Genomic DNA, 12,979 nt, shown 5'->3' with positions numbered 1-12,979 from the left:
AGACTTGGAAAAGCTGACTAGTAAACAGGCCAAGATTCTAGATGCTATAAGAGAACACATTGCTGCAAAGGGCTACCCTCCATCTGTTAGAGAAATATGCAAAGCCGTAGGGGTTAGATCTACTTCTACGGTTCACGGTTATTTGCAAAAACTGGAGCAGAAAGGCTACATAAAAAGAGATCACTCAAAGACAAGAGCAATAGAGGTTATTGGAGATTTAAGAGAAAAAAACGATTTTATAACAATACCTCTGGTGGGTAAAGTAACCGCCGGAATGCCTATTTTAGCCATAGAAAATATTGAAATGAATGTTCCTATTCCCATACAACTTATACAAGGCTATACCTCTGAAGATAAATTTTATATGTTGTTGGTAAGAGGAGACAGCATGATAAACGCAGGCATTCTGGACGGCGATTACATCATAGTGAGGCAGCAATCTATTGCTGAAAACGGCGATATCGTAGTCGCCATGATAGGCGAAGAAGCTACGGTTAAAAGATTTTATAAAGAGAAAAAATACATAAAATTGCAACCTGAAAATCCCTACATGCAACCTATTATAACAAATCATGTAAATATCCTAGGTAAGGTCGTCGGCTTATTCAGGAAGATGAAGTAGTTTTTTGTCCAGCAACTCCTGCACTCCATACAGTATTCCTACTTTTGCCTGTTCGTAAATTAACCCCCCTTGCAGATATACGCAATATGGATCTACTAAAGGCGCATCAGCGCTTAACTCTATAGAAGACCCTTGCACAAAAGTTCCTGCTGCCATTATGATTTCTTCATTGTAACCTGGCATATCCCACGGTTCTGGAAGCACAAATGAATCGATAGGAGAGCCTTTTTGCAAACCCTGGCAGAACGATACCAGCCTTTCTTTGCTTCCTAACCTTATTATCTGTATTATGTCAGTCCTTAGGTCATCCCACTCAGGATTGACCGCAAAGCCCAGCGTGTCAAATAACTTAGAAGCAAAGATCGCTGATTTTAACGCCTCTGATACCACATGAGGAGCAAAGAACAATCCTTGTATGATCTCTCTGTTTGTGCCCAATGACGAACCAACTTTTCTCCCAGTGCCGGGTGTCGTCAATCTATACGCTGCCATCTCTACGTATTCCCTTTTCCCCGCAATATAACCACCAGATCTTACTAAACCACCTCCTGGATTCTTTATAAGGGAGCCTGCCATTATATCGGCTCCTACAGAAGTAGGTTCTTTATCTTCTACAAACTCACCATAACAGTTGTCCACAAAGCATATGACATCTGATTTTATTCCCTTAACGTATTCTATAAGCTGCTGTATTTGACGGATATCAAGAGAAGGCCTCCAGTTATATCCTTTTGAACGTTGAATTAACACCATCTTGGTCTTTGATGTTATAGCGTCTTTAATTCCTTCGTAGTCTACTTTTCCATTGATTAAGTCTACCTGCTTATATGAAACGCCAAAATCTCTAAGAGAACCTATATTACCTTTATTACTTATCCCTATTACATCCTCCAAGGTGTCATAAGGTTTACCAGTTATAGATATTAACTCATCCCCAGGTCTCAATATGCCGTATAAACACAAAGCAATAGCGTGAGTGCCTGACACGATATGCGGCCTTACAATAGCATCTTGAGCATCAAACACCATAGCGTAAAGCCTGTCGATGACATCACGGCCTATATCACCATATCCATAACCAGTAGAAGAATGAAAATGGGATTCACTTACTTTATTGACGTGAAAAGCGCGTAGTACTTTATATGTATTGTGCTCTTTAACAGAATCAACCTTATTAAAAATACTTTTTATGGAACTTTCAACATCCCCTGAAATTTTTATCAGCTTTTCCGATATGTTAAAAAAATCCTTTATATCCACTGTCCTAACTCCTTATCCTATTATATCTTCAGGTTGTATTAAGATTAAATCTTCCTTTTTAAAATGGCTCTTGTTTACAATTCTCATGGCGTGTTTTCTTATAGCTAATTCTACAACATTTCTTACCAATCTAGCATTGCCATTGTCTTGAGGATATTTATGGCTTAATACGCGAAACAGTTTCTTTTTAGACAACTCAGCTAGCTCGTACTGCCTATCGCTGAACATCTTCAAAGCTATTTGCATTAGCTCATCCAGGTTATAATCGGGAAATTCTATCTGGATTGGGAAGCGGGATTTAAGGCCAGGATTCATTTCAATAAACCAATTCATCTCGTGGGTGTAACCCGCTAAGATCAGTATAAACTCATTTTTGTGGTCTTCCATGGCTTTCACGAGGGTATCAATAGCCTCTTTTCCAAAATCTCTATCTCCACCCCGTGCCAGCGAATATGCCTCGTCCACAAAAAGTATGCCACCCAAGGCCTTTCTGATGTTTTCCTTTACCTTTAAAGCCGTGTGGCCTATGTACTCACCTACCAGATCAGCTCTGTCCACCTCGACTACGTGGCCTTTTTCCAGCACCCCTATATCTTTAAAAATTTTGCCGAGAATACGGGCAACAGTGGTCTTACCTGTTCCGGGATTTCCTTTAAAGATCATGTGCAAAACCAGTGACTGATGTTTTAAACCTATGGCCTTTCTCTGGTTTTGTACGATGCAAAAAGCTTTTATCTCGTTAATGGTTTGCTTTACAGCGTCCAAGCCAACCAAATCTTCCAGGGTTAAATCAGTCTGTGCACTTTTTTGTATATTATCGTCCAAGTCAATGCCTTGAAACGCTGATATGCCAAACCTATTGAAACATTTCATCACTTTGTCACCTCTTTGCACATAAAACCCCTTTATAAAATGTTATATGCAAAGAGGCACTTTTGTGTTACACTACACTTCTACAATAGCATTTACACCTAACAAATCCCTGTTTTTCTCCAGCACCGGTTTGACCATTTTCTCAATAAATTCTTCAACCTGCTCGGGAGCCCTCCCTATGAATTTCTCAGGCGAAATCAGGCTGTCAATGTCATCGACGCGGAACGAAGGGTCGCTTTTTATTTTTTCAAGGAGGTTATTGCTCAATCCACTTTTTACCCGTGAAGCGGCTTCCATAGAATATCTCCTTATCCTCTCATGAAGCTCCTGTCTGTCTCCACCATTTTTTACCCCTTCCATCAATATAGCTTCTGTGGCCATAAAAGGCAACTCCTCTTCTATGTGCTTAGCTATTACTTTCTCGTTGACCACCAGACCACCTGCAATATTTATATACAGCGTTAATATAGCATCCACGGCCAAAAATGCCTCAGGTATGGAGATTCGCCTGTTGGCTGAATCGTCAAGGGTCCTTTCAAACCACTGCTCTGCTGCGGTCAAATCGGGATTTAATGAAAGAGTTATGACAAGTCTGGACAGAGAAGCCATTCTCTCACTTCTCATAGGATTTCTCTTGTAGGCCATAGCTGAAGAACCTATTTGTTTTTCTTCAAAAGGCTCTTCTATTTCTTTAAGGTGCTGCAACAACCTTATATCGTTGCTAAATTTATGAGCGCTTTGAGCTATTCCGTTTAAAACCCCCATGATCTGGCTGTCCAGCTTTCTGGTATAGGTTTGACCCGAAACAGGGTATACTTCTTCAAAGCCCATCTTTTTCGCTACTATGTAATCCAACTTTTTTACCTTTTCATGGTCATTATTAAATAATTCCATAAAGCTGGCTTGAGTTCCTGTTGTCCCTTTTACCCCTAAAAGCTTCATATTTGACAGCCTATATTCCAGATCTTGATAATCTAAAAGCAAATCCTGAAGCCATAATGATGCCCTCTTACCTACCGTAACCAATTGCGCCGGCTGAAAATGGGTAAAGCCCAGCGTAGGCAGATCTTTGTATTTTAAGGCAAAACGCGCCAAAATATCCATGGCATTAATCAATTTTTTCTTAATGATCTTTAAGGCATCCCTGTATATTATGATATCAGCGTTGTCCCCTACGTATGCGCTTGTCGCACCCAGGTGAATTATGGGTTTGGCTTTAGGACACTGTTGACCGTATGCGTAAACATGCGCCATCACATCGTGTCTTACTTCCCTTTCCCTTTTCTGTGCCACATCGTAGTTTATGTCGTACACGTGAGCTTTTAGCTCGTCGATTTGCTCCTGAGTTATGTTTAGTCCAAGCTCTTTTTCCCCTTCTGCTAAAGCCACCCACAGCTTTCGCCATGTAGTAAATTTCTTTTTTTCAGAAAAATTTTGTTTCATTTCTTCAGATGCGTATCTCGTTATCAAAGGATTTTGATAGTGTTCGTGCAATGCTTACACCTCCGAATTGATAAAAGCCTCTATTCTGTCAAGACCGCTCTTTATATTCTTTATAGATGTAGCGTAAGACAGGCGCACGAAATCATCCGTTCCAAAACCATCTCCTGGTACTACAGCCACATTTGCCTTTTCCAGCAATATTTTCGCCACTGCTTCGGAAGAACTAATGGTTGCGCCATTTACTTTTCTGCCTTTTAATTCCTGAATGTTCATCATGATGTAAAAAGCCCCATGAGGTGTATTGCACGACAGATATTTTATGCCGTTAATCCTTTGTACCATGTAATTTCTCCTGAGCTCAAACTCATCTCTCATCATGAACACATCGTCTTTATTACCGCGAAGCGCCGCCAAACTGGCATATTGGGCAATGGAATTAGGATTAGACGTAGAATGGCTCTGTATATTCGTCATTATCTTTATAACATCTTCAGGCCCTGCGGCATAACCTATCCTCCAACCCGTCATAGCGTAAGCCTTGGATACCCCGTTGACCACAATGGTCTTCTCCTTGACTTCGTCGCTAAGAGACGCTATGCTCACATGTCTCCTTCCATCGTATATAAGCTCTTCGTAAATTTCGTCGGATATGATGTAAAAACCATGGGAAAGAGCTAGCTGAGCAATTTCCTTTAAGTCCTCCTTGGGATAGACCGCACCTGTGGGGTTATTTGGGCTGTTTATGATTATCGCCTTTGTTTTACCTGATATTTTTGCCTTCAAGTCGTCTATGTCAATTCTGAAATCTTTTTCTGGATCACATTTCACATATACCGGTATGGCATCAGCCATTTTAACGAGTTCAGGATAAGTAACCCAATAGGGTGTAGGTATTATAACTTCATCTCCAGGATTGCACAATGCTTGCATAACATTGTACAGTGAATGTTTTGCGCCATTTGAGACCAATATTTGAGACGGTTTATATTTAAGGTTATTGTCCTTTTCAAATTTATCCACAATTGCTTCTTTGAGTTCGGGAATACCTGAAACAGGGGTGTACTTTGTACGTCCCTCTTTAATTGCCTTCACAGCAGCTTCTTTTATATACTCGGGTGTATCAAAATCCGGTTCACCAGCTCCAAAGCCGATGACGTTAATGCCTTTTGATTTTAACTGATTGGCTAAAGCTGTTATAGCTAATGTTGATGATTCAGATATGCTTTGGGCTTTTATGGACAAATTCATAGATTATTACCACTCCTTAATTTCAATATTTTAATCACGTCACACGAAATACACGTGCTACCAATTGTTACATTTGATTCCATATCAATTTCATGAAAATCTGACCCCCCTGTCACTATAAGGTCATAAGCTTGTGCAATCTCCAAAATTTCTTCTGTTTGTTGAGCTGTATGTTTAGTGTGATAGGCTTCCACTCCTTCTAATCCTGCTTCTTTTAACCTTCCTATTATATCATAAGATTTTAACAATCCAGGATGCGCCAATACAGCAACACCACCGTTGGATTTTATCATTTGTATAGCGTCATAAGGCGAGAGATTTGATCTGGGCACGTAAGCAGGACAGCCCCTGCCGATGTACTTGTCAAATGCTTCCTTGACAGAACTTACATATCCATGTTGCAAAAGTACCCTTGCTATATGAGGCCTGCCTATGTACTTTCCACCTACTTCTTTGACTTCTTTTAGGCTTATTTTAAGGCCTAAATCCCATAAAATACTTATGATTTTCTTAGCTCGTTCTTCTCTTTTTTTCAGTAAATCTGCAAGAAAATCAATTAATCTTGCATCTTTATAATTAATATAATAACCTAAAATATGAATATCTTCAAGGTCTGATTCTGAATTAATTTCTATACCGGGAATAATTTCCACTCCATAAGCCTCGGACGCTCTCATAGCTGGTTCTATTCCGTCTACTGTGTCGTGATCTGTTATCGCGATGGCTTTTATGCCATTTTTAAAAGCCAGTTTAACCACTTCAGAAGGGCTTAACGCGCCATCAGAAGCGCTGGTATGCACGTGTAAATCTGCTTTATCCATTAGCACATCTTCCTTTCTTCAAAGTGCAAAAATTTAACCTGCTTAACAAGCAGGTTAACGTTTTTACCTTGGTTCCACAATTAATTTAATAGCCGTCCTTTCCTCTCCCTCTATTTCAATATCCGTAAAGGCTGGTATACACACTAGATCGATACCGCCTGGTGCAACAAAGCCGCGGGCTATTGCAACCGCTTTTACAGCCTGATTCAACGCACCAGCGCCTATAGCCTGGAGCTCTGCACCACCTTTTTCTCTTAAAACGCCAGCTAAAGCTCCTGCTACGGCATTTGGGCTGGATTTTGCTGATACTTTTAATACTTCCATTAATCATTTGCCCCCCTTGTTCTTTTCATAAAAATCCTGATTTCTTTCATAATAATATATTCTATATATTTTTTATAAATCCTGCTTTGTTTAAAATTATTTTTAATCGTTTTCACGGAGTAAAACAATAATAGAGTCGCGCTATGCGCACAACCCTATTATTTGAAAAACCTACTTGGCATACTCAATTGCCCTAACCTCTCTTATCACATTTACTTTTATCTGTCCCGGATATTCCAGCTCGCTTTCAATCTTTTTTACTACATCTCTGGCAATCAACACTACCATATTGTCGTCCACTTCTTCCGGTTTTACGATTATCCTTATTTCCCTACCCGCTTGAATAGCGTAGGCTTTATCTACACCAGGAAAAGAATTAGCAATTTCTTCTAATTTCTCAAGCCTCTTTATATACGCTTCTAAAGTCTCTCGCCTTGCACCAGGTCTTGCTGCTGAAATCGCATCAGCTGCCTGTACTAAGACCGCCTCTATGGTCTTGGGTTCTACGTCATTGTGATGGGCCTCTATGGCGTGAATTACACCTGGAGATTCGTGGTACCTCTTGGCCAGTTCAGTGCTCAACGCCACATGAGATCCTTCCATTTCGTGGTCTACAGCTTTGCCTATATCGTGAAGCAAACCAGCTCTTTTTGCCAAACTGACGTCAACTCCTAACTCCGCAGCCATCAAACCTGCCAGTTGAGCTACTTCAATGGAATGCCTTAATACGTTTTGGCCATAACTCGTCCTGTATTTTAGCTTTCCCAGCAATTTCACTAATTCAGGGTGTACGCCGTGAAGGCCTACTTCAAATACCGCCTGTTCGCCTTCTTCTCTTATGGTGATTTCGATTTCTTTTTTAGCTTTTTCAACCATCTCTTCTATCCTGGCAGGGTGTATCCTCCCGTCTACTATGAGCTTTTCCAACGCTATCCTCGCTATCTCCCTTCTTATGGGATCAAATCCAGAGAGGATTACCGCTTCAGGAGTATCATCTATAATGAGATCTATCCCTGTGAGGGTCTCTAGCGTCCTGATATTCCTACCTTCGCGACCGATGATTCTCCCTTTCATCTCGTCATTGGGAAGATTGACCACAGACACGGTGGTCTCGGCTGCATGATCAGCAGCGCACCTCTGTATAGCAGATGTTATAATCTCTCGTGCCTTTTTTTCTGCTTCTTCTTTTGCCTTTTGTTCTATTTCTTTAATCATAATCGCAGCGTCATGCTTCACATCGTTTTCGATTTCTTTTAATAACAGGTTTTTAGCTTCATCTATTGTCAATTGAGAAATTCTTTCCAACTCCTGTATCTCTTTTTTGTACAGTTGCTCAATTTCTTGTTGCAACATCTGTATTTCTTTGGCTTTTTTATTAAGCGCATCGTCTTTTAATTCCAGTTGAGAGTTCTTTTTGTCAAGAGCCTCTTCTCTTTGAATTAGCCTCTTCTCAAGGCGCTGTAATTCTGCACGGCGATCTCTGATCTCCCTTTCCAGTTCGCTCCTCTGTCTGTGGATCTCCTCTTTTGCTTCCAGCAGCATTTCCCTTTGCCTGGCTTGAGCGTTTTTTTCTGTTTCCTCAATTATGCGCCTTGCCTCTTCTTCAGCAGACTTTATTTTCGATTCGGCGATGTTCTTTCTTATATAATAACCTAAAATGACACCTATTAATCCAGCTACGACCGCTAATACTATTGTTATTACGTAGTTTATGTCGTAACACCTCCTTGCATAAATGACATATAACTATATTTTAACCTATTAGAAAATTCATGTCAAGTTAACGTCATCCAGGACCCTTTTAACGGTTTCATACTGAAATCCCCTGTTCAAAAGATAAGCGGTCAAACGACGCCTGTCATTGTCTTTGCTTACAGATCGTTTTGAGAGCAGTTTAAGTACGATTTCCTCTTCAGGGTAGTCAACGAGGTACTGGTTTATGATGTGTCTTTCAATTCCCCTCTGCATCAGCTCGTTGTACACCTGTCTTGTGCTCTTCAGCCGGTTTTTCCCGTATTCGATGTAAGTCTTGCAGTACTCATGATCGTCTACATAACGATGTTGACACAATAATGCGATGCACTGTGCTATTACATCCTCGCTGAACATATGCCTCCTCAGGTAATTTGTCATCTCCCATTTAGTCCTCATCCTGTGTCCTAGGTATTTTAGCGATAAGCTGTAGGCCTTTTTTAAAGCTTCGTCCATTTAAGACCACTGCCTATTCAGGGTCTACATTTATGATTTCGTCTTCAGAGGACTTTTTGCTCTTTACATAAGCCAGATTGAAATTTTCTCTAATCTTCTGTTCGATTTCGTCGGCTACCTCAGGATTTTCTTTCAAAAACTGTTTTGCATTTTCTCTGCCCTGACCCAATCTTATATCTCCATAAGAAAACCACGCGCCGCTTTTAGTGATTAAATCGATGTTTATGCCTATATCCAAAAGATCCCCTTCTCTGGATATACCTTCCCCGTACATTATATCAAATTCAGCCACTTTAAAAGGAGGTGCAACCTTGTTTTTTACTACTTTAATTCTTGTCCTATTTCCTACTATCTCTGTGCCTTGTTTTACCGAATCCACCTTTCTCACATCCAGCCTCACAGAAGCGTAAAACTTAAGAGCTCTGCCGCCGGGAGTTGTCTCAGGATTACCGAACATGACGCCAACTTTTTCTCTTAACTGATTGATGAATATAACTACGCTCTTTGTCTTGCTTATGTTACCGGCCAATTTTCTCAATGCCTGAGACATAAGCCTTGCCTGTAATCCCACATAAGAGTCACCCATGTCCCCGTCTATCTCCGCTTTTGGCACTAGCGCAGCTACAGAGTCAATGACGATCACGTCCACTGCACCGCTTCTTACCAGCTCATCGGCTATTTGCAGGGCCTGTTCTCCTGTATCAGGCTGGGATACCAAAAGGTCTTCGATGTTTACCCCGATTTTCTGGGCGTAAAAAGGATCCAGGGCGTGCTCAGCATCGATAAATGCCGCTATACCTCCTTGTTTTTGAGCTTGCGCTACAATGTGCAACGCGATTGTAGTCTTTCCTGAAGACTCTGGGCCGAATATCTCCACAATCCTACCGCGAGGTATACCGCCAACCCCTAAAGCTATATCCAGATCTAAACTTCCGGTTGGTATCACCTCAACATTTAGCCGCGAACGATCATCTCCCAATCGCATTATAGAACCTTTACCGAATTGCCTTTCAATAGAACTGATAGCCATTTCCAACGCCCTTTGTTTGTTCTCCACCATAAACACACCCTCTTTCGTTTACTTAATCAATCAAATACCGCCTTATCATATCTAATGCATGCATTGACGTGAGGTTTTTATTTTTCTGCCTGTTGCTATTAAAATGATATTCGTTGCACACAATGTTCTTGCCGTCAGATAATGCTATATATACTAATCCTACGGGTTTTGACGAAGTTCCTCCTCCAGGACCTGCTATACCAGTAACCGCAAGGCCTAAGTCGGTTTTGCCTGTAAGCCTTGCACCTTCTGCCATCTGTATAGCTGTCTCGCGGCTTACAGCGCCTTTTTCTTTTATCGTGGTTGGATTTACTCCTAAAATATCTTCTTTTGCTTCATTGCTGTACACCACCGCTCCTAATTTAAAAACCGACGATATACCCGGTATGTTTGTGAGCTTATGGGACATAAGACCTCCTGTGCATGACTCTGCCAGGGATATGGTGATACCTTTTTCCATCAGCAGCCTTCCTACCACCGATTCCAAGGAATCGTCATCCACACCATAAATCCATTCGCCCACAACACTTCTCACCCGGTCTTCCATATCTTTTATCATTCTGTCGATTATAACTTGATCTTTGCCTTTAGCCGTTATCCTCAAGGTAACTTCGCCTTCTTTGGCCAGAGGAGCTATTGTAGGATTGGATTGATTGACAATAATGTCTTTCAGCATCTCCTCTACTTTTGATTCGCCTATCCCAAATAACCGTAACACTTTGGACTTAATCACGTAATCGCTTTTTGACCTTAGGTAAGGTATAACGCTCTCTTGGAACATGGGTATTAATTCGTTGGGAGGACCAGGCAAAATGATTATGACTTTATTGTCTTTTTCCACAATGCAGCCCAATGCGGTACCGTTATTGTTGGGTAATAAAATCGAGTTCTCAGGGAAATACACCTGTCTATAATTGTTTTGGGTTATCTCTCTCCCCTTAAAGTACTGTTTTAAATGGTCATAAGCCTGCTGGTATTTCACCATTTTTAATCCTAGAAAATCAGCTATAGTCTCCTTTGTAAGGTCATCCAGCGTGGGGCCTAAACCTCCTGTGGTTATAATCGCATCGGAACGACGCCAGGCGATTTCAAGGCATTCTTTCAATCTATCGCTGTTATCTCCCACGGCCGTATGAAAATACACGTCAATACCCAAGGGTGCTAGCTGCTGTGAAATATATTGAGCGTCTGTATTGGCGATTTGACCTAACAACAATTCAGTTCCCACTGAGATAATTTCACATTTCATCCTTCTTTCCCCCTATCTCATTTATGACAAAAGAGTAATGGCGAAAGTAGTTATAACCTGAGAGTACTGTTATTATCACTGCAATGTACAGAGCGATAGATGCAAAAGGAATTTTTAATAGCAATGCTGTTATGGCTACGATCTGTGCCACCATTTTTATCTTTCCAGCATTATTTGCAGAGATGACTATATTTTCTACAGCGGCCAGAGATCTCAGGCCCGTAACTGCAAATTCCCTCCCTATTATAATTATCGCTGCCCACGCAGGTACACTGCCAGCTTCTACTAAAGATATCAACGCTGTAGATATGAGCAATTTATCAGCCAGGGGATCCATAAGTTTTCCCCATTTGGTCGTCTGGTTTATCTTTCTAGCAATGTAACCATCAAATAGATCTGTCAATGACGCTACTAAAAATATGAGAACAGCTATAATAGCACTGTATTTAAATTTGGCAAGAGCAAACACCATAAAAAAAGGCAATATAATGATGCGAAATAAAGTCAGTTTATTTGCGATATTCATTCAACAATTTCCCCCAAGACGTCATAGTCGTAGGCTTTTTTTATCAGTATCCTGGCAAAATCTTCTGTCACAGGTCTTTCAGACTTTATATATACAATACCATCTATTTCAGGTGCATAATGGTAACTACGGCCTACGTAATAGCCACCTTTTTGGCCTTCTATTAAGACGTCAAAAATTTTGCCTACCTTACGTTGATTGATCTGCCGCGATATACTGTTTTGTATTTTCATAATATGCTCTCTGCGTTCCTTTTTAACCCTTTGAGGTATTTGATGGGGCAATACAGCTGCAGGTGTACCTTCTTCCCGCGAATACTCAAATACGCCCAAGTGATCAAACATACCTTCCTGAACAAAGGATGCCAATTCGCCAAATTGCTTATCTGTTTCACCAGGAAAGCCCACGATCAATGACGTCCGCAATACAACACCTGGTATTCTAGCCTTAAGCTTATCGATGAGGGTGTAGATTTGTTTTTTCGATGTATGGCGTCCCATCTGCCTCAGTATGTCGTCGTTTATATGCTGTATAGGTATGTCCAGGTATTTGCAAACTTTGTCGTTAGCAGCTATAGTGTCAATCAATTCGTCACTGATGGCCTCTGGATAACAGTAGAGAATTCTAATCCACTTTAAACGATCTAACTCTGATATCCTGTTTATGAGCTCGCTTAACATCAAGCGACCTTTATCCGAACCGTATCGCGTGGTATCCTGGGCGATGAGAATAACCTCCCTAATGCCATTTTCTACAATGTCTTTAACTTCATTGTATATATCCTCTATATTTCTGCTCCTATATCTACCCCTCAAGGTAGGTATTATACAGAAACTGCAACGATTATTGCAGCCATCAGCAATCTTCACGTAAGCGTACTTACCGCTACTGGTTATAATTCTTGGCAGGTTTTTTTGGAACAATTTATCCTGATGTCCGTAAATAGCAGTTTTTTCTCCTCTTAACGTGCGGTTAACCACGTCCACTATCTCTTCAAAATCACCGGTACCTACTAACGCATCGATTTCTGGTATTTCCTCCATCAACTGGCTTGTGTATCTTTCTGATAAACATCCTGTTACGATTAACGCTTTGCATTTGCCGGTTTTTTTGTACTCTGCCATTTCCAATATGGATTCCAGAGATTCCTCTTTGGCTTTATCGATAAAGGCGCACGTGTTTATAATGAGTACGTCGGCCTCTTCTGCCCTATTTGTTATGGAAAAGTCAGCTTCATTTAAAAGCCCTATCATGGTCTCTGAGTCAACTAGATTTTTCGCGCACCCCAGTGAAATTAAACCAATTTTTGGCAATAAGTTGCCTCCTTCCACTCACTTTTATTCTC

General features: G+C 40.8%; 13 protein-coding genes. 1 reads left to right on the top strand and 12 read right to left on the bottom strand.

From position 1 onward, the window contains the following. The first annotated feature begins 4 nt into the window (after positions 1 to 4). Positions 5 to 622, top strand: coding sequence for a transcriptional repressor LexA (gene lexA, locus CALPO_RS0101405; RefSeq protein WP_026485727.1), 618 nt, complete (start codon positions 5 to 7; stop codon positions 620 to 622). Here the strand turns inward: lexA and CALPO_RS0101400 are convergent. The 12 genes from CALPO_RS0101400 to rimO form a co-directional block, all read right to left on the bottom strand. After that, positions 602 to 1,882: a methionine gamma-lyase family protein gene (locus CALPO_RS0101400; protein ID WP_035171954.1), complete on the bottom strand. Its 1,281-nt coding sequence runs from the start codon at positions 1,880 to 1,882 to the stop codon at positions 602 to 604. The genes lexA and CALPO_RS0101400 overlap by 21 nt on opposite strands. A gap of 12 nt (positions 1,883 to 1,894) precedes the next feature. Further along, positions 1,895 to 2,755 (bottom strand): AAA family ATPase, encoded by an 861-nt coding sequence (locus CALPO_RS12995; RefSeq protein WP_051585771.1) that lies wholly within the window; start codon positions 2,753 to 2,755, stop codon positions 1,895 to 1,897. A gap of 72 nt (positions 2,756 to 2,827) precedes the next feature. Further along, entirely contained in the window at positions 2,828 to 4,249 is a 1,422-nt protein-coding gene (gene purB, locus CALPO_RS0101390; RefSeq protein ID WP_026485725.1) for an adenylosuccinate lyase, read from the bottom strand. Between the two features lie 3 nt (positions 4,250 to 4,252). Beyond that, on the bottom strand, positions 4,253 to 5,446 hold the full coding sequence (locus tag CALPO_RS0101385) for a pyridoxal phosphate-dependent aminotransferase (protein WP_026485724.1): 1,194 nt from the start codon (positions 5,444 to 5,446) through the stop codon (positions 4,253 to 4,255). Further along, complete coding sequence (locus CALPO_RS0101380) at positions 5,443 to 6,267, bottom strand: PHP domain-containing protein (protein WP_026485723.1); 825 nt, start codon at positions 6,265 to 6,267, stop codon at positions 5,443 to 5,445. The genes CALPO_RS0101385 and CALPO_RS0101380 overlap by 4 nt, the downstream gene beginning before the upstream one ends. Positions 6,268 to 6,330: 63 nt before the next feature. After that, positions 6,331 to 6,591, bottom strand: a complete 261-nt coding sequence (locus CALPO_RS0101375) for a stage V sporulation protein S (protein WP_026485722.1) — start codon at positions 6,589 to 6,591, stop codon at positions 6,331 to 6,333. A 171-nt stretch (positions 6,592 to 6,762) separates the two neighbouring features. Continuing rightward, positions 6,763 to 8,304, bottom strand: coding sequence for a ribonuclease Y (gene rny, locus CALPO_RS0101370; protein ID WP_026485721.1), 1,542 nt, complete (start codon positions 8,302 to 8,304; stop codon positions 6,763 to 6,765). 57 nt (positions 8,305 to 8,361) lie between these two features. Beyond that, positions 8,362 to 8,799, bottom strand: coding sequence for a regulatory protein RecX (locus tag CALPO_RS0101365; protein ID WP_026485720.1), 438 nt, complete (start codon positions 8,797 to 8,799; stop codon positions 8,362 to 8,364). Positions 8,800 to 8,812: 13 nt separating this feature from the next. Then, positions 8,813 to 9,859: a recombinase RecA gene (gene recA, locus CALPO_RS0101360; RefSeq protein WP_026485719.1), complete on the bottom strand. Its 1,047-nt coding sequence runs from the start codon at positions 9,857 to 9,859 to the stop codon at positions 8,813 to 8,815. A gap of 22 nt (positions 9,860 to 9,881) precedes the next feature. Continuing rightward, complete coding sequence (locus tag CALPO_RS0101355) at positions 9,882 to 11,108, bottom strand: competence/damage-inducible protein A (protein WP_026485718.1); 1,227 nt, start codon at positions 11,106 to 11,108, stop codon at positions 9,882 to 9,884. Then, positions 11,098 to 11,634, bottom strand: coding sequence for a CDP-diacylglycerol--glycerol-3-phosphate 3-phosphatidyltransferase (pgsA, locus tag CALPO_RS0101350; protein WP_026485717.1), 537 nt, complete (start codon positions 11,632 to 11,634; stop codon positions 11,098 to 11,100). Before pgsA ends, CALPO_RS0101355 begins: the two co-directional genes overlap by 11 nt. Further along, positions 11,631 to 12,947 (bottom strand): 30S ribosomal protein S12 methylthiotransferase RimO, encoded by a 1,317-nt coding sequence (gene rimO / locus CALPO_RS0101345; RefSeq protein ID WP_026485716.1) that lies wholly within the window; start codon positions 12,945 to 12,947, stop codon positions 11,631 to 11,633. Before rimO ends, pgsA begins: the two co-directional genes overlap by 4 nt. Between the last annotated feature and the right edge of the window lie 32 nt (positions 12,948 to 12,979).

The organism is Caldanaerobius polysaccharolyticus DSM 13641, assembly GCF_000427425.1.
Lineage (GTDB): Bacteria > Bacillota > Thermoanaerobacteria > Thermoanaerobacterales > Caldanaerobiaceae > Caldanaerobius > Caldanaerobius polysaccharolyticus.
This window is presented reverse-complemented; position numbering and strand designations above follow the sequence as displayed.

Bases quoted from the DNA above. Each gene is read 5' to 3' on its own strand.
- CALPO_RS0101375 (WP_026485722.1), bottom strand. From the start codon at position 6,591: ATGGAAGTATTAAAAGTATCAGCAAAATCCAGCCCAAATGCCGTAGCA.
- recA (WP_026485719.1), bottom strand. From the start codon at position 9,859: ATGGTGGAGAACAAACAAAGGGCGTTGGAAATGGCTATCAGTTCTATT.
- CALPO_RS0101355 (WP_026485718.1), bottom strand. From the start codon at position 11,108: ATGAAATGTGAAATTATCTCAGTGGGAACTGAATTGTTGTTAGGTCAA.
- pgsA (WP_026485717.1), bottom strand. From the start codon at position 11,634: ATGAATATCGCAAATAAACTGACTTTATTTCGCATCATTATATTGCCT.
- CALPO_RS0101365 (WP_026485720.1), bottom strand. From the start codon at position 8,799: ATGGACGAAGCTTTAAAAAAGGCCTACAGCTTATCGCTAAAATACCTA.
- CALPO_RS0101385 (WP_026485724.1), bottom strand. From the start codon at position 5,446: ATGAATTTGTCCATAAAAGCCCAAAGCATATCTGAATCATCAACATTA.
- CALPO_RS12995 (WP_051585771.1), bottom strand. From the start codon at position 2,755: ATGAAATGTTTCAATAGGTTTGGCATATCAGCGTTTCAAGGCATTGAC.
- CALPO_RS0101380 (WP_026485723.1), bottom strand. From the start codon at position 6,267: ATGGATAAAGCAGATTTACACGTGCATACCAGCGCTTCTGATGGCGCG.